Origin of the sequence: Streptomyces sp. NPDC087310 (assembly GCF_044744405.1) — a bacterium.
Classification (GTDB): Bacteria; Actinomycetota; Actinomycetes; order Streptomycetales; family Streptomycetaceae; genus Streptomyces.
In genome coordinates this window covers 455,071-474,344 of the sequence record NZ_JBIUYF010000007.1, presented here as the reverse complement: position 1 = coordinate 474,344, position 19,274 = coordinate 455,071, and the positions used below count along the sequence as shown (strand labels likewise).

Genomic DNA, 19,274 nt, shown 5'->3' with positions numbered 1-19,274 from the left:
CTCATCGATGACCCTGCGGCAGATCGGTACCCGTGAAAGGGAATGCGCCCCGAAAGGGGCTAATCGGTCTCGGCCGAGCCCAGCTCGTGCGCCACGATGTCCCAGACCTGCCGCGCGGCCTCGGAGTTCAGCAGCATCTCGCGGTGCGGGCAGTCGAGCGTGTGCTCCCGGACCTCGCCGGACACCGAGGGGCGCCACAGGTCGGCCTTCGCGTCCCCGTCACCGGAGATCAGCAGCAGGTCGCCGGCCGTCTTCCGCGTCCGGTGCGCCAGCAGGATCTTCGTGTTGTTGCGGACGATCCGGACGTACGCCTCGTGCTCCACGCCGGTGAGAGCCTCGGCCACCGTGTTCTCCTGCTCGGCGAAGTCCGCCCGTACCCCGGCGGTGGGACGGCCGTCCACCGGGCTCGAATCCACCACGACCAGGGCCGCCACCTCTTCGCCGGCCTCCTCCAGTTGAGCGGCCATCTCCTGGACGACATGGCCGCCGAAGGACCAGCCCAGCAGGTGGTAGGGGCCGTTGGCCTGCACGGTACGGATCTGCGCGATGTAGTCGGCGGCCATCCGCGCGAGGGAGTCGGGCAGTTCGGCCGAGCCCGCGTCCAGGCCCCGCGGTCGCAGGGAGTAGAACGGGTACCGCTCCGGCGCACAGTCGGCCAGCCAGCCGTACTCCCAGCCGAGCCCCATGATGGCGTGGGCGCAGAAGAACGGCGCGTGGTCGCCGGTCGGCCGGATGGGCACCAGCACGTCCGTGGGCTTCCGCTCGCCGCCCTCGGCGCTCCGGGCGAGGAGGCCGGCCACGGTCGGCGCCTCGAACACCGCCCGCATCGGCACCTCCATGCCGAGGACCGACCGGATCCGGTTGACCAGCCGCACCGCCATCAGCGAGTGTCCGCCCAGCTCGAAGAAGCTCTCCTCGGCCCCGACGGACGACACTCCGAGCACCTGCTCGAAGATCGAGCAGAGCAGTTGCTCCCGCAGGGTGGCCGGGCCCCGTCCGCCCCTTCCGGGGCCGGCCGAGTAGTCCGGTGCGGGCAGCGCGGCCCGGTCCAGCTTGCCGTTCGCCGTCAACGGCAGCCGCTCCAGCACCGCCACCGCCGACGGCACCATGGACTGCGGCAGCCGGCTCGCCGCGAACTCCCGTACCGCCGTGTCCAGCGGCACCCCACCGTCACCGGGTCCGGCCTCACCGGTTGCCCCGTCACCGCCCCCGGCGTCCGGAACGACATAGGCCACCAGACGCGGGTCACCGGGGGTGTCCTCACGGGCGACGACCGCCGCCTGTGCCACCTGCTCGTGCGCGGCCAGCACCGCCTCGATCTCACCCGGTTCGATCCGGACGCCCCGGATCTTCACCTGCTCGTCCATGCGGGCGACGAACTCCAGGCGCCCCTCGGCGTCCCACCGCACCACGTCCCCGGTCCGGTACATCCGCTCACCCGCCGGCCCGAACGGGCAGGCCACGAACCGCTCGGCCGTCAGCGCCGGACGTCCCAGATAGCCCCGGGCCAGCCCGTCGCCGGCCACGTACAACTCGCCCGCCACACCCGGCGGCACGGGCCGGAGCCCTCCGTCGAGCACATACGCCCGGATGTTCCGGAGGGGCCGTCCGATCGGCACCGTCGCGCCGTCCCGCCGCGGATCGCACCGCCACGAGGTGACGGCAACCGATGCCTCGGTAGGGCCGTAGAGGTTGTGCAACGGCACCGCCAGCACCGTATGGAAGCGGTCGCGCACCGCTGCGGGAAGTGCCTCCCCGATGCAGATGACCGTCCGCAGACCGGTGCACTTCTCCACGGCGGCGGCGTCCTCCAGGAACGCCCGCAGCATGGAGGGAACGAACTGGACGACCGTCGCCCGTTCCCGTTTGATCAACTCGGTCAGGTACCCGGGATCCCGATGGCCGCCCGGCCGGGCCATCACCATCCCGGCGCCGTTCAGCAACGGCCAGAACAGCTCCCACACCGAGGCGTCGAACGCGAACGACGCCTTCTGTACGATCCGGTCCGTCACGCTCAGGCCGAACTCCTCCTGCATCCATGCCAGTTGGTTGACCACCCCGTGGTGCGGGACGGTCACACCCTTCGGGGTGCCGGTGGACCCGGAGGTGTACATCACATAGGCCGGGTGGCCGGGCAGCAGGGGCGCCGTCCGGTCGGCGTCGGTGATCACCCTGGCGTCGGACGCGGCCACGGCCGCCCGGACCGCCGGATCGTCCAGCCTGATCCACTCCGCCGCGGTACGCGCCAACCGGGGCCGGCCGGAGTGGAGTTCGAGCAGACGGGCGGTGATCTCGCCGGTGCTCACCACGACCGCGGGAGAGGCGTCGGCGAGCACCTGGTCGATGCGCAGGATCGGCTGGCCGGGGTCGACGGACAGGTAGGCGCCGCCGGCCCTGACGACGGCCAGGAGTGCGACGACCTGTTCCACCGAGCGGTCGAGGACCACGCCGACCACGGCTTCCGGTCCCACGCCACAGGCGATCAGGTACCGGGCTAGCCGGTTGGTCCGCGCCTCCAGCTCCGCGTAGGAGATCCGGTCGCCCTCGAAGACGAGGGCGACGGCGTCGGGGGTACGGTCAGCCTGCCGGCGGAACAGGTCGCCGAGGGTCGCGTCCGGCACCGGGCGGGCCGTGTCGTTCCACTCCTGGAGCATCCGCCGCTGTTCCGCGGCGTCGAGCAGGTCGATGCGGTGGACCGGCAGGGTGGGATCGGCTGTGACCGCCGCCAGGACCCGCACCAGCCGGGCCGCCAGAGTCTCCACGGTGAGCTGGTCGAACAGCTCGGCCGCGAACACGATTCCGCCGTCCAGGCCGACCGGTGTCCCCGCTTCGTCACGACGCTCATGGACCTCGATGTCCAGGTCGAACCTGGCCGACAGCAGCCCGGCGGGTTTCTCGGTCACCCGTACACCCGGCAGCCGCAGCACCGCCTGAGGGGTGTTCTGCACGGCGAGCAGGACCTGGAACAGCGGGGGCCTGGCCATCGAACGTGCGGGGGCGAGCTCCTCCACCAGCCGCTCGAAGGGAACGTCCTGGTGCTCGAACGCCTCCAGGCCGGCCGCGCGTACCCGGTCGAGCAGCTCCACGAAGTCCGGGTCGCCCGACAGATCGGTGCGCAGCACGAGGGTGTTGGCGAAGAACCCGACGAGGTTGTCCAGGGCCTGGTCCAGCCGGCCGGCCACCGGACTGCCGATCACGATGTCCCGGCCGGCTCCGCTCTTCGACAACAGCACCGCGACCGCCGCGTGGAGCAGCATGAACATCGTCACGCCCTGACCGCGCGCCAGCTCGGTCAGCCCCGCGTAGGTCTCCGCCGGGATCCGCAGCGGCACCCATCCGGCACGGCGGCTCGCCACCTCGGGGCGCGCCCGGTCCACCGGGAGGGCGAGCTCCTGGGGCGCCCCCCGCAGCCGGTCCTTCCAGTAGGCCACCTGCCCGGCGAGCACGCTCCCCGGGTCGTCCGCCTCGCCCAGCAACTCGCGCTGCCACAGCGTGTAGTCGGCGTACTGCACCGGCAGCGGCTCCCACCCCGGTGCGCGTCCCGCACACCGCGCCGCGTACGCCTGGGCCAGGTCCCGCCACAGCGGGCCCATCGACCATCCGTCCCCCGCGATGTGGTGGAGGACCACCGAGAGCACCCACTCCTCGCCGCCGGGTGACTCGCCGGGTGACTCGCCGTGGGCCAGGCGGAACAGGTCGGCTCTGAGCGGGAGTTCAGCGGCGAGGTCGAAGGCGTGGGCGGCGAGCCGGCCGAGGCGCTCCTCCAGCTCCCCGTCCTCGACGGCGGTGACCGGCAGCTCGACGGCCGCCTCTCCGACGGGCCGGACGCGCTGCGACGGCTGGTCACCCACCAGGGGGAAGGTGGTCCGCAGACTCTCGTGCCGGGCCACGACATCGGCGAGGGCGGCCCGCAGCGCCGCGGTGTCCAGATCCCCGGACAGCCGCAGCCGCAGGCAGATGTTGTACGTGTGGTTGGGGCCCTCCAGCCGGTCCAGGAACCACAGTCGGCTCTGCGCGGGAGACACCGGCAGCTCGCGCGGACGTGGCACGGCCACCACCGCCGGCCGCGCCGGACCGCCGGTCCGCGCCAGCCCCCGGGCGAGACCGGCCGGGGTGGGCGCCTCGAACACGGTCCGCACGGAGACCTCCACCCCGAGGACCGCCCGGATGCGGCTGACGAGTCGCACCGCCAGCAGGGAATGCCCGCCCAGGGCGAAGAAGTCGTCCTCGACCCCGACCGTCGGCACCTCCAGTACCTGCGCGAACGCCGCGCACACGAGCTCCTCGCGGGCGGTGGCCGGCGACCGCCCCGCACCCGGGTGGCGGTCCGGCTCCGGGAGCGCGGCACGGTCGACCTTGCCGTTCGCCGTCAGCGGCAGCCGCTCCAGCTCCATCACCGCCGACGGCACCAGGTGCGCCGGCAGCCGGGCCGCCAGGGACTCCCGTATCGCGGGGGCCACCGCGGTCCCGCCCGGTGTCCCGGCGAGGGCGGCGTCGGCCCTGAGCACCACGTAGCCGTGCAGGCGCTTGCCACCCGGGGTGGCCTCGCGGGCGACGACGGCCGCCTGGGCGACCAGTTCGTGCGCGGACAGCGCCGCCTCGACCTCGGCGGGTTCGACACGGAAGCCGCTGATCTTCACCTGGTCGTCCGTACGGCCCACGAACTCCAACTGCCCGGCACGGTTCCAGCGCACCAGATCGCCCGTCCGGTACATCCGTGCACCGGCCCCCTCGAAGGGGCAGGCCACGAAGCGCTCACCGGTCAGCCCCGGACGCTTCAGATACCCCCGGGCCAGCCCGGCGCCGGCCAGATACAGCTCTCCCGGCACCCCTACCGGCACCGGGGCCAGCCGCTCGTCCAGCACGTACGCCCGGGTGTCGGCCAGCGGACGCCCGAGGGGGATGTCGTCCCCGTCGCCGACGTCGGCCCAGGTGACCGGGTGGGTGTGGGTGTAGGTGGTGCTCTCGGTCGGGCCGTACCCGTTGACGAGCCGGGTGCCCGGCAGGGCTTCGAGCAGGGTCCGGCACTGCGGTGTCGAGAGCACGTCCCCGCCCGTGAGGAGAGTGCGGACGCCTCGCAGCGCCTCGACGTCGATGTCCACCACCTGGTGCAACAGGCCCGTGGGCAGCACCGCGACGGTGACCCGGTGCTCGGTCAGAAAGCGGCCGAGGGCGGGCACGGACAGCGTCCCGGCGGGGCCGACCGCGAGTGTCGCCCCGTTGACCAGGGGGATCCACATCTCGAAGGTGGTGCAGTCGAACGAGACCGAGGCGAGGTGCGCGACGACGTCACCGGGACGTACGCCGGCGTACGTGGCCGGACGCACCAGCCGGTCGATTCCCCGATGGGTGACCGTGACGCCCTTGGGCGTGCCGGTGGAGCCCGAGGTGTAGATGACATAGGCGGCCTGGTCAGGGCGCGGCGGTGCCGCTCGGTCCAGCCGGGTGAGCGGGCCGTCGTCCTGGCCGGCCACCGCCGCCCCTACCGCCGGATCGTCCAGCGTGATCCGCTTCGGGCCTGATCCGGGGTCGAGGAGGTCCGAGTCGGGCCGGTCGAGTCGGCCGGCGAGGGACGCGGTGGTGACCAGGGCGACCGGAGCCGCGTCGGCCGCCATGAGACCGATGCGGACGGAGGGGTACGACGGGTCGATCGGCAGATAGGCGCCCCCGGCCTTCAGCACCGCCAGCAGCAGGACGACCCTCTGGGGCGAACGGTCCATCACCACCGCCACCACGGACTCGGGGCGCACCCCGTGGTCGATCAGGTACCGGGCGAGGCGGTTGGACTCCGCGTCGAGCTGCGCGTACGTCATCCGCGCCGCGCCGCTGACCAGCGCGACGGCGTCGGGGGTGCGGGCGGCCTGCGCCCCGAACAGCTCGGGCACGGTGGCGGCGGGTTCCGGGCGTGCCGTGTCGTTCCACTCGGTCAGGATGCGCTGCCGCTCGTCGGCGTCGAGGAGGTCGATTCCGTTCAGGGACCGGTGGGGGTCGGCCGCGACCGTGCGCAGGAGGTGGACCAGCCGGGTGACCAGCGTCTCGGCGGTGTCCCGGTCGAACAGGTCGGTGGCGTAGGTGAGCCCGCCGTTCAGACCGGCCGACCGCCCCTGGCCGTCGAAGCGCTCCTCGACGTGGAAGTCGAGGTCGAACTTGGCCATGCGGACCTCGGGGGGCCGGGCTTCGATGTCCAGGCCGGGCAGGTCGATCGTCGCCTCGGGAACGTTCTGCACCGCCAGCATGACCTGGAACAGCGGGTGCCTGGCCAGGGAACGCGCCGGGGCCAGCTCCTCCACCAACCGCTCGAACGGCACCTCCTGATGCTCCAGCGCACCCAGCACCCTCTGCCGCACCCGGCCCAGCACCTCGGCAAAACTCGGACCACCCGACAGATCCGTACGCACCACCAGCGTATTCACGAAGAACCCGACCAGACCCTCCAGAGCCTCGTCGTTACGACCGGCCACCGGACTGCCGATCGCGATGTCCTCCCCCGCACCCACCTTCGACAACAGCACCGCCACCGCCGCCTGCCACACCATGAACACCGTCACACCCTGCCGAGCCGCCAACTCCACCAACCCCGCATGCAACTCGGCCGACAGGGTCAGCGGCACCCAGCCACCGCGGCGGCTCGCCACCGCGGGCCGTCGCCGGTCCGCCGGGAGCTCCAACTCCTCGGGCGCATCCCCGAGTTCCGCCTTCCAGTAGGCCACCTGACCGGTCAGCACACTGTCCGGATCGTCCGCCTCGCCCAGCAGCTCCCGCTGCCACAGCGCATAGTCCGCGTACTGCACCGGCAAGGGCTCCCAGTCCGGCACCCGCCCGGCGAGGCGGGCGGCGTAGGCGGCCGACAGATCGCGGAGGAGTGGCCCCATGGACCAGCCGTCACCCGCGATGTGGTGCACGACCAGCACCAGCACGGAGTCGCCCGCGACCACCGAACCGCCATCGGCCGACGGCCCGCCAGTGCCCGGGGTGAACAGCGTGGCCCGCAGCAGCACCTCACGCCCGAGATCGAAAACGTGCGCACACGCCCGGTCGACCTCCGCCTCCAGCACGCCGGAGGCCACCGGGACCACCGGCAGATCCACACCCGCCTCACCGACAGGCACAACCTCCTGATACGGCTCCCCGTCCCGCATCAGAAAACGCGTCCGCAGACTCTCATGCCGCGCCACCACATCACCCAACGCCGCCCGCAACGCCGTCACATCCAACCGCCCCGACAACCGCAACACCAACGGCACGTTGTACAGAGCACTCGCACCTTCAAGACGGTCCACAAACCACAACCGCCGCTGCGCATACGACAACGGCAACACCCCCGGACGCACCCCCGCCACCACCGCCGGCCGCGCCACCACACCACCGGCCTCCGCCAACCGCACCGCCAGACCAGCCACGGTCGGCGCCTCGAACACCGCCGGGACCGGGACCTCCAGACCCATGACCGCCCGGATCCGGCTGACCAGCCGCACGGCCAGCAGCGAATGCCCGCCCAGCGCGAAGAAGTCGTCCTCCACGGTGACCCGGGGCACATCGAGCACCTGGGAGAACACCGAGCACAGCAGCTCCTCGTACACGGTGGCCGGTCGCCTGCCCGGTCCCGTGCCGGAGGCGTGGTGCGGCGCGGGCAGCGCGGCCCGGTCGACCTTGCCGTTCACCGTCAGCGGCAGCCCCTCCAGCACCACGACCGCCGACGGGACCATGTACTGCGGCAGCCGACTCGCCAGGAAGTCCCGCGCCACCGTGGCGAATTCCGCGTCGACCGCGTCGTGGGTGAGGACGGCGTAGGCGGCGAGGTACTTGTCACCGGGGGTGTCCTCACGGGCGAGGACGACCGCCTGGGCGACCAGCTCGTGCCGGGCCAGCACCGCCTCGACCTCACCCGGCTCGACGCGGAAGCCCCGGATCTTCACCTGGTCGTCCGCCCGGCTCACGAACTCCAACTGCCCGGCGCGGTTCCAGCGCACCACGTCCCCGGTCCGGTACATCCGCGCACCGGCTCCCTCGAAGGGGCAGGCGACGAAACGCTCACCGGTCAGTCCGGGACGGTGCAGATACCCCCGGGCCAGCCCCGCCCCGGCGATGTACAGCTCGCCGGCCACCCCCGTCGGCACGGGGTTGAGGTACTCGTCGAGCACGTACAGCCGCGTGTCGTCCATCGGGTACCCGACCGGCACGACGTCCCCGAGCGACGCAGGATCCTGGATCGGGATCTGGGTGCCGATGACGGTCACCTCGGTCGGGCCGTACGTGTTGCGGACCGTGATCGAGGGCGCGGCCTCCAGCACCTGCCGTACCGCCGCGGTGGGGACCACGTCCGCGCCGGTGAACACCTCGTGCACCCCGGCCAGGGCGGTGGGGTCCTCCTCGGCGATCACTCGGAACAGGCCGGCGGTCAACTGGACGTGGGTCAGCTCGTGATCGGCGATCAGCGACCTGAGCAGCGCCGCGTCGATCCGGCCCCGGGGGGCGAGGACCACCTGTCCGCCGGTCAGCAGCGGAACCCACAGTTCGAGGGTGGAGCCGTCGAAGGTGTGCGGCGCCGCGAACAGGCCCCGGGCCTGCCCGGGGAAGTGCCAGCAGCGGTCACCGGCCAGTTCCCTCACGTCCCGGTGGGTGGTCGCGATGCCCTTGGGCTCACCCGTCGATCCGGAGGTGAACATCACGTAGGCCAACTGGTCGGGCAGGACCCGCACCGGTACGGCCGAGTCCGGCGCACCGGCCCACGGAGCCCCCGGCCCCTCCTCGCCGGCCACGACCACCGTGCCGGCGTACTCCCGCACGGTCGGCGCGTACACCGGGTCGACCAGGCACACGTCCACGCCGGCCTGCCGCAGCACCTGCCCGATGCGCTGGGCCGGCTGACCGGGGTCGACGGGCACATACGCGCCGCCTGCCTTCATCACCGCCAGCAGAGTGGTCACCAGGTCGATCGACCGGTCCATGACCACCCCGACGAGGGACTCGGGGCCCACCCCGCGGTCGTTCAGATACCAGGCGAGACGGTTGGACCGGGCCTCCAGTTCACCGTACGAGACCCGTTCCTCGGCGGACGCCAGGGCAATGGCCCCGGGGGTACGGGTGGCGTGCTCGGTGAACAGCGCCGGCACCGTGGCGGCGGCCGGACCGCGGTCGCCGTTCCACTCCGTCAGCAGTCGCCGCCGCTCGGCGGGGTCCAGCAGGTCCAGGCGGCTGATCGGGCGGGCGGGGCCCGCGGTGACGGTCTTCAGGAGACGGATCAACCGGGTGACCAGCGTCTCAGCCGTGGCCCGGTCGAACAGGTCGGTGGCGTAGGTGAGCCCGCCCAGCATGCCGTCGGGGCGCCCCGAGTCGTCGAACCGCTCGACGACCTGGAAGTCGAGGTCGAGCTTGGCCATGGTGACCCCGCCGGGGCGGGCCTCGACATCGAGGCCGGGCAGGTCGATCGTCGCCTCGGGAACGTTCTGCACCGTCATGGTGACCTGGAACAGCGGGTGCCTGGCCAGGGAACGGGCCGGGGCCAGTTCCTCCACCAGCCGCTCGAACGGCACCTCCTGATGCTCCAGCGCGCCCAGCACCCTCTGCCGCACCCGGCCCAGCACCTCGGCGAAGCTCGGGTCACCGGACAGGTCGGTGCGCACCACCAGCATGTTCATGAACAGCCCGACCAGATCCTCCACCGCCTGGTCGGTCCGTCCGGCGATCGCGCTGCCGATCGGGACGTCCTTGCCCGCACCCAGCTTGGACAGCAGCACCGCCAGGGCGGCCTGCCACACCATGAACATCGTCACGCCCTCGGCACCGGCCAGCTCCGCCAGGTCGGCATGGAGTTCCGGTGGGACGTCGATCGGCGCCCAGTCGCCTCGGTGACTGGCCGTCGTGGGCCGTCGCCGGTCCGCCGGGAGTTCCAACTCCTCCGGCGCACCGCCGAGTTCCGCTTTCCAGTAGGCCACCTGGCCGGCCAGCACACTGTCCGGATCGTCCGCCTCGCCCAGCAGCTCCCGCTGCCACAGCGCATAGTCCGCGTACTGCACCGTCAGCGGCTCCCAGTCCGGCACCCGCCCGGCACACCGCGCCGTGTACGCCACCGACAGATCCCGCCACAGCACTCCCATGGACCAGCCGTCACCCGCGATGTGGTGCACGACCAGCACCAGCACGGAGTCACCCGCGACCACCGAACCGCCATCGGGAGACGGCCCGCCGGTGCCCGCGGTGAACAGCGTGGCGCGCAGCAGCACCTCACGCCCGAGATCGAAAACGTGCGCACACGCCCGGTCGACCTCCGCCTCCAGCACCTCGGAGAGGACCGGCACCACCGGCAGATCCACACCCGCCTCACCGACAGGCACAACCTCCTGATACGGCTCCCCGTCCCGCGTCAGAAAACGCGTCCGCAGACTCTCATGCCGCGCCACCACATCACCCAACGCCGCCCGCAACGCCACCACGTCCAACCGCCCCGACAACCGCAACACCAACGGCACGTTGTACAGAGCACTCGCACCTTCGAGACGGTCCACGAACCACAACCGCCGCTGCGCATACGACAACGGCAACACCCCCGGACGCACCCCCGCCACCACCGCCGGCCGCGCAGCCGCACCACCGGCCTCCGCCAACCGCACCGCCAGAGCGGCCACGGTCGGCGCCTCGAAAAGGACACGGACGGGCAGTTCGACCCCCAGTACGGTGCGGATCCGGCTGGCCAGCCGTACGGCCTGCAACGAATGCCCGCCCAGCCCGAAGAAACTGTCGTCCACTCCGACCCGCGGCACGCCCAGCACCTGGGCGAAGACCGCGCAGAGCAGCTCCTCGCGTACGGTGGCCGGTCGGCTTCGTGGCGTGCCGGACCGGGTCTCGGCGGCGGGCGAGGCGGCGGAGGGGGGTTCCGTCTGCTCCTGCGCCCGGCACACGAGCTCCAGCCGACCGGCGCGGTCCCATCGCATCACGTTCCCGGTGCGGTACATCCGTGCGCCGGGTTCCTCGAACGGGCAGGCCACGATCTGCTCGGCGACCTGACCTGGACGGTCCCGTTCCCCACGGGCGAGCGCGGCGCCCGTCACATACAGCTCTCCGGGCACCCCCGGCGGCACCGGTTCGAGGGAGTCGTCCAGGACGTACACCCGCGCGGCGACCAGCTCCGGCAGCGTGTCTGCGGGCAGGGAGCGCGCGGCGTCGTTCCACTCCGTCAGGATCTGTTGCCGCTCCGGGGCATCCAGCAGGTCGATGCCGCGGACGGGCCTGCGGGGGTCGGCGACGACCGCCCGCAGGACCCGGATCAGCCGGGTGACGAGCAGGTCCACCGTGGCCTGGTCGAACAGATCGGTCGCGTACACGATGCCACCGTCAAGTCCGGCGGGCAGACCCAGCGCGTCGAAACGCTCGACGACCTCCAGGTCCAGATCGAACTTGGCGCCCTGCGCCCCGGGCGGCACGGCGACGGCCTCGACCCCGGGCAGGTCGGGCGCCACGTCCGGGACGTTGTGCAGGGTCAGGGCGACCTGGAACAGCGGGTGCCTGGCCAGGGAACGCGCCGGGGCCAGCTCCTCCACCAACCGCTCGAACGGCACCTCCTGATGCTCCAGCGCACCCAGCACCCTCTGCCGCACCCGGCCCAGCACCTCGGCGAAGCTCGGGCCGCCGGACAGATCGGTGCGCACCACCAGTGTGTTGGCGAAGAACCCGACCAGACCCTCCAGAGCCTGGTCGTTGCGACCGGCCACCGGGCTGCCGATCGTAATGTCCTCCCCCGCGCCCAGCTTCGACAGCAGCACCGCCACCGCCGCCTGCCACACCATGAACATCGTCACGCCCTCGGCACCGGCCAGATCCACCAGCTCCCCGTGCAGTTGCGCGGGCATCCGGAAGCTCGCCAGCCCTCCCCGGTGGCCGGCCTCCGCCGGCCGCGGCCGGTCCACCGGCAGGGCCAGTTCCTCCGGCGCCCCGGCCAGCGCCTTCCGCCAGTACGCCGTCTCGTCGGCCAGCACACTGTCCGGATCGTCCGCCTCGCCCAGCAGCTCCCGCTGCCACAACGTGTAGTCGGCGTACTGCACCGGCAACGGCTCCCAGCCCGGCGCCCGCCCGGCACACCGCGCCGTGTACGCCACCGACAGATCCCGCCACAGCAGCCCCACCGACCATCCGTCGGCCGCGATGTGGTGCACGACCAGCACCAGCACGCACTCGCCCGTCACCACCGGGGCGTCCTCCGACGGCGGCTGATCCGGGTCGAGCGCGAACAGCGTGGCCCGCACGGGCAGTTCGGCCGCAGGGTCGAAGGCGTGGGAGGTGGCCCGTTCGATCCGCTCCGCCAGCTCGTCGGCAGCGGCGACCGGGACCAGAGGCAGGGCGACGCCCGCCTCGGCCACGGCCACGATCTCCTGGTACGCCTCCCCGTCCACCGCCGGAAAGCGCGTCCGCAGGCTCTCGTGCCGCGCCACCACGTCGGCCAGCGCCGCGCGCAACGCCGTCACGTCGAGCCGCCCGGACAACCGCAGCACCAGCGGGACGTTGTAGAGCGGGCTCGCGCCTTCGAGCCGGTCCAGGAACCACAACCGGCGCTGGGCGTACGACAACGGCAACACCCCGGGACGCGCCCCGGCCACCACCGCCGGCCGCGCAGCCACACCACCGGCCTGCGCCAACCGCACCGCCAGAGCGGCCACGGTCGGCGCCTCGAACACCGCCCGCACCGGCACCTCCGCACCGAAGACCGCGCGGATCCGGCTGACCAGCCGCACCGCGAGCAGCGAATGTCCGCCGAGGGAGAAGAAGTCGTCCTCGGCCCCGACCCGGGGCAGGCTCAGCACCTGCGCGAAGAGCGAGCTGAGAAGCTCCTCGCGCGGGGTGACGGGCCGCCGCCCCGCGTCGGGGGTGTGGGACGGCGCCGGGAGGGCGGCCCGGTCCAGCTTGCCGTTCACCGTCAGCGGCAGCCGTTCCAGTACGACGATCGCCGACGGCACCATGTACTCCGGCAGCCTGCCCGCCAGGTACCCGCGTACCGCCGACTCCAGCCTCTCGCCGGCGACCGTACCGGGGTCACCGGTGGGCAGGAGGTAGGCCGTCAGACGCTTGTCACGGGGGGTGTCCTCCCGGACGACGACCACGGCCTGCGCCACCCGCTCGTGCGCGGCCAGCACCGCCTCGATCTCGCCCGGCTCGATCCGGAAGCCGCGGATCTTCACCTGGTCGTCGGCGCGGCCGACGTAGAGGAGCCGGCCGTCAGCGGTCCAGCGCACCCGGTCGCCGGTGCGGTACATGCGCCCGCCGTCGGGCTCCGGGCGACTCCCGGCGGCCGAACCGGGGGAGGAACCCGCCGCTCCCTGGAAGGGATCGGCCACGAACCGGTCGGCGGTGAGCCCCGGGCGGTTCAGGTACCCCCTGGCGACACCGGCGCCGGAGACATAGAGGTCGCCCACCACCCCCACCGGCACGGGCGCGAGGTGTCCGTCGAGGACATAGACGCCGGTGTTGGGGAGCGGCCGGCCGATGCACGGCGGGTCGCCGGGGCGCAGCGGGCCCGCGGCGGCGGCGATCACGGTGGTCTCGGTCGGTCCGTACGCGTTGCCGAACCAGCGGCCCGCGCCCCACCGGTCGACGATCTCGGAGCTCAGTGCCTCGCCTGCGACCAGCAGCGTCCGTACGGTCGCCAGTTCTGCCTCGGTCTCGACCATGGCGAGGACCGTGGGCGGGAGCTGCAGGTGGGTGACGGCGTGCCGGGCGATCACCCCGGCGAGCCCGGCTCCGGGCAGCAGTTGCTCGGCCGGCGCCACCACCAGGCATGCCCCTGCGGAGAACGCCATCATGATCTCCCAGGTCGCGACGTCGAAGCCGATCGACGCGAACTGCAGCAGCCGGCTGTCGCGGTCCAGGCCCGGCCAGCGGTCGGCCATGAGGTTCACGGCGTTCGCGTGCTCCACCACGACGCCCTTGGGCGTCCCGGTGGAGCCGGAGGTGTAGATCACGTAGGCGGCGTGGTCCGGGCGCAGGGGGGTGATCCGGTCGGCCTGGGTGAGTGCGCGCGGGTCCTGGTCGGCCGCCGTCGTCCGGACCGCCGGGTCGTCCAGCATGATCCACTGCGGTCCGGTGTCCGGTCCGGGCCCGTCCGCGTGGGGCTCACGCAGTCGGCCGGCGATGGCCGTGGAGGTGAGCAGGGCGACCGGGGTGGCGTCGGCGCACATGAAGGCGACGCGTTCAGCGGGCTGGCCGGGGTCGATCGGGAGGTAGGCACCGCCGGCCTTCAACACCGCCAGCAGCGCGGTGATCAGGTCGGGCGAGCGGTCCATCACCACCGCGACCAGGGACTCCGGCCCCACTCCGCGCGTGATCAGATACCGGGCGAGGCGGTTGGAACGCTCCTCCAGCTCGGCGTAGGACAGCCGTACGTCCTGGTAGGCCAGGGCCTCGGCATCGGGGGTGCGGACGGCCCGGGCGGTGAACATGTCCGCCAGGGTGGTGACGGGCACCGGGCGGGCGGTGTCGTTCCACTCCGCGAGAATCCGCCGTCGCTCGGCCGCGGGGAGGACGTCGATGTGTTCGAGCGGGGTGTCCGGATGCCGTTCCAGAGCGTTGATCAGGTTCTCGGTGGTGGTGTGCAGCAGGCGGGTGATCATGTCCGGGTCGATCGCCGCGGTCACCTGTACCACGAAGGCGAACTCGTAGCCGCTGTCGTCCACGGACACGACGAGGGGGTAGTTGGTCCGGTCCCAGGCGCCGAGGATCCGGGTCCCGTGGGGCCTGGGCGCCACCCAGTCCCCGCTGAAGAAGTGGCGGTAGTTCAGCAGGGCGGTGAACAGCGGAGCGGGGGCGCGGACGCCGCTGGCCCGCTGGGCGACGGCCAGTGAGGCGTGCTCGTGCACGATCAGGTCGGCGAGCTGGGTCTGCATCGCGCGCATCGCGTCACGCACTCCGACGCCGCCGCCTGTCCGTGCGCGCACCGGCAGCGTGTTGATGAAGAGCCCCGGAACGCGGTCGGCGCCCGCTCCGGCGTTCATCCGTCCGAAGAGCACGGTGCCGAACACCACGTCGTCGCGGGCGGACACCGACGCCAGGACGCGGGCCCAGGCGGTGTGGAACACGGTCGCCGGGCTCACCCCCAGCAGGCCGGCCTGCTGCCGCAGCCGCACCGCCAGCCGTCCGTCCACCGGCAGACGGGCCTCCCTGACAGCCGTACCGTCCCCGTGCACGTCCACCAGCCCGAACGGAACCGTCGGCTCCGCCACGTCTCCGAGCAGTCCCGCGAAGTACCGCTCGTGTTCCGCCGAGGGTATGCCCAGCCGTGCCTGCGCCACGAACGTGCGGAACGGCAGGGGTTCAGGGAGCTGGTCCCCCCGGCCCTCCAGGATCTCCTGGACCTCGTCCAGCACCACGTCCAGGGCGGTGTGGTCCTGCACGAGATGGTGGAACTGCAGTACCCCGTGCCAGCGTTCACCGTCCGGTTCGGCCGCGACGCACACCCGCAGCAACGGACGCCGGCCGATGTCCATCGCCGAACCGCTCGCGGCCAGCAGCTCCTGGACGGTGTCAGGGGCTTCGCCGTCCAGGGTGATTTCCCGTACGGGGAGCCGTGCTTCGCGGAGCACCACCTGGACCGGCTGCCGCAGGCCCTCCCACAGGAACACCGTCCGGAAGGTGTCGTGCCGGTCCACGACCGTCTGGAAAGCCGCCAGGTAGTGGTCCAGGCGCGCCCGGGAATCGAACTCCAACACCATGGACACGACGTACGCGTCGTTGCCGGTGTCCCGCATGAGGTGGTGGAAGAAGATGCCTTCCTGCAACGGCGCCAGCGGATACACGTCCGCCACGTTCGCCGCTCCGCCCGGTACCTGCGCGACGATCCGTCCGACCTCCTCGCCGGTCAGATCGACGAGCGGCAGCATGTCCGGCGTGATGGCCTCCGCGCCCGCCGGAATCAGGTTCGGGGGAACCTCGATCTCGGACTGACCGGCCACCACGGCCAGACTGGCCACCGTCGGTGCCGTGAACAACGACTGCACGTCGACCGTCAGGGCCCGCTGCCGCAGCCGTTCGACCAGGGACACCGCGAGCAGCGAGTGCCCGCCCAACTCGAAGAAGTTGTCGTCGACGCCCACCTGCGGCAGTCCGAGCACCGCGGCGAACTCCTCGCAGAGGATCTCCTCCCGCGGGGTGCGCGGCCCGTGGGCCGGCACGGACGCGTCAGGCGCCGGCAGCGCGTTCCGGTCCAGCTTCCCGTTCACCGTCAGCGGCAGGCCGTCCAGCACCACCACCGCGGACGGCACCATGTACTCGGGCAGGCACGCGCCCGCGTAGGTACGCAGTTCTCCGGCGAGCGCGCTCGTGCCGTCCGAGGCCGCGGGTTCCTCCTGGCCGTGGTCACGCGCGGATTCCCTCCTCGCCGGAACCACGTACGCCACCAGGCGCCTGTCATCCGGCTGGTCCTCCCGGACCACCACCGTGGCCTGCCCCACCTGTTCGTGGGCGAGCAGCACGGCCTCCACCTCACCCGGCTCGATCCGGAACCCCCGGACCTTGACCTGGTCGTCCGCCCGTCCCAGGAACTCCAACTGGCCTGCGCGGTTCCAGCGCACCACGTCCCCGGTCCGGTACATCCGCCCGCCGGCACCCTCGAACGGGCAGGCCACGAACCGCTCGGCGGTCAGGCCCGGACGGTGCAGGTACCCCCGGGCCAGCCCGGCGCCGGCCACGTACAGCTCACCGGCCACGCCCACCGGCACCGGACGGAGGAAGTCGTCGAGAACGTACACCCGGGTGTTATCCAGCGGGTGCCCGATGAGGCTGCCCCTGTGTTCCCCGTCCACCATGGCCGCGTCGAGCCGGAGGTGGCTGACGTGCACGGTGGTCTCGGTGATGCCGTACATGTTCACCAGCACCGGCGCCTCACCCCGGTGCCGGGCGTACCACTCCCGCAGCCGGGGCAGGTCGAGCGCCTCGCCGCCGAACACCACCAGCCGCAGCGCCAGTTCGGCACCCACCTCGGCGTGCTGCTCGTCGGCCCGTACGAGCTGGTGGAAGGCGGAGGGTGTCTGGCTGAGCACCGTCACCCGCTCCCGCGCCAGCAGGCGCAGGAACTCCTCGGGGGAGCGCGAGACCTCGAACGGAACCGCCACCAGGCGCCCGCCGTGCAGCAGAGCGCCCCACAGCTCCCACACCGAGAAATCGAACGCGAAGGAGTGGAACCAGGTCCACACGTCCTCGCCGTCGAAGCCGAACCGCTCCCCCGCGCCCTGCAAGAGGGCCACCACACTCGTGTGGGCGACGGAGACACCCTTGGGAGCGCCGGTCGATCCGGAGGTGTAGATCACGTAGGCCGGATGTTCGGGCCTGAGGGGGGTGGCGCGGTCGGCCTGGACCAGGGCGTGTGCGTCCTGCCCGGCCGCCGAGGCCCGCACCGCCGGGTCGTCCAGCACGACCCACTGCGGCCCGGACGGGCCGGCATGCGCTCCTGACCGGCCCAGGCGGGCGGAGACCGCGGCGGTGGCCAGCAGGGCGACGGGGGCCGCGTCCGCCACCATCGAGGTGATGCGCTCGGACGGATACTCCGGGTCGACGGGCAGATACGCACCTCCCGCCTTCATCACCGCCAGCAGCGCGGTGACCAGTGCGGGCGAGCGGTCCATCACCACCGCCACCAGCGACTCCGGGCCCACCCCTCGCGCGATCAGGTACCGGGCCAACCGGTTCGACTCCGCCTCCAGTTCCGCGTACGAGAGCCGTTCCCCGCCCGACACCACGGCCACGGCCTCGGGGGTGCGGGCGGCCTGCGCGCCGAACAGCTCCGGCACCGTCGCGGCCGCCACCGGGCGCGCGGTGTCGTTCCACTCGACCAGCGTCCGCCGGCGTTCGTCGGCGTCCATCACCTCAAGGCGGTCCAGCCCGGCTCCGGGATCGGCGACGACCCCGCGCAGGACCCGGACGAGGCGGGCGACGAGGTCTTCGGCCGTGGCCCGGTCGAACAGGGCGGCGGCGTAGATGAGCACGGCGTCCGTACCGGCCGGCCGGCCCTGGCTGTCGAAGCGTTCCACCACCTGGAAGTCCAGGTCGAACTTGGCCAGGGGCACTTCTCCGAGCCGGGCCCGGACCGCCAGGCCCGGCAGGTCCACCGTCCCCTCGGGGGTGTTGTGGAGTGTGACGTTGACCTGGAACAGGGGGTGCCTGGCCAGGGAACGCGCCGGGGCCAGTTCCTCCACCAACCGCTCGAACGGCACCTCCTGATGCTCCAGCGCACCCAGCACCCTCTGCCGCACCCGACCCAACACCTCGGCGAAGCTCGGACCACCCGACAGATCCGTACGCACCACCAGCGTGTTCACGAAGAACCCGACCAGACCCTCCAGAGCCTCGTCGTTACGACCGGCCACCGGACTGCCGATCGCAACATCCTCCCCCGCACCCACCTTCGACAACAGCACCGCCACCGCCGCCTGCCACACCATGAACACCGTCACACCCTGCCGGGCCGCCAACTCCACCAACCCCGCATGCAGTTCGGCCGGCAGGTCGAGCCGCACCACTCCGCCGGCACGATCGGCCGTGGCCGGCCGCGGCCGGTCCACGGGCAGGGCCAGTTCCTCCGGCACCCCGGCCAGCGCCGTGCGCCAGTAGGCGAGCTGCCCGGCCAGCACACTGTCCGGGTCGTCCGCCTCGCCCAGCAACTCCCGCTGCCACAGGCCGTAATCGGCGTACTGCACCGGCAACGGCTCCCAGCCCGGCGCCCGCCCGGCACACCGCGCCGTGTACGCCTCGGAGAGATCCCGCCCCAGCGGGGCCACCGACCATCCGTCGGCCGCGATGTGGTGCACGACCAGCACCAGCACGCACTCACCGGTCACCACCGGGTCGCGGTCCGCCGGTGGCCGCCCGGACACCGGCGTGAGCAGCGTGGCCCGCAAGGGGATGTCGGCCGCCAGGTCGAAGAGCTCCAGGGACGCGCGGACGATGCCGGACTCCACCTCGTCGGCGGGGGTGGGAACCAGGGTCAGAGCGACGCTCGCCTCGTCCGGGGAAAGGATCTGCTGGTACGGCTCCCCGTCCCGTTGCAGGAAACGGGTGCGCAGGCTCTCGTGCCGGGCCAGGACGTCGTCCAGCGCGGCCCGCAGCGCCACGACGTCCAGCCGCCCGGACATCCGCAGCACCAGCGGGATGTTGTAGAGCGCGGTCGGGCCTTCCAGTTGGTCCAGGAACCACATCTGACGCTGCGCGTACGACGCGGGGATCACAAGAACTCCTTACGGGCGGGCGCATCCGACGGAGGAAGGAGAACGACTGTGACAGGGCTTCGGGCGATCCCT

General features: G+C 72.4%; 1 protein-coding gene. It reads right to left on the bottom strand.

All coding sequences use genetic code 11. The features are described 5' to 3' along the window. Nucleotides 1–59 precede the first annotated feature (59 nt). A complete protein-coding gene (locus tag ACIO3P_RS27760) occupies nt 60–19,202 on the bottom strand; it encodes a non-ribosomal peptide synthase/polyketide synthase (RefSeq protein ID WP_401853463.1) in 19,143 nt (6,380 codons plus the stop codon). Between the last annotated feature and the right edge of the window lie 72 nt (nt 19,203–19,274).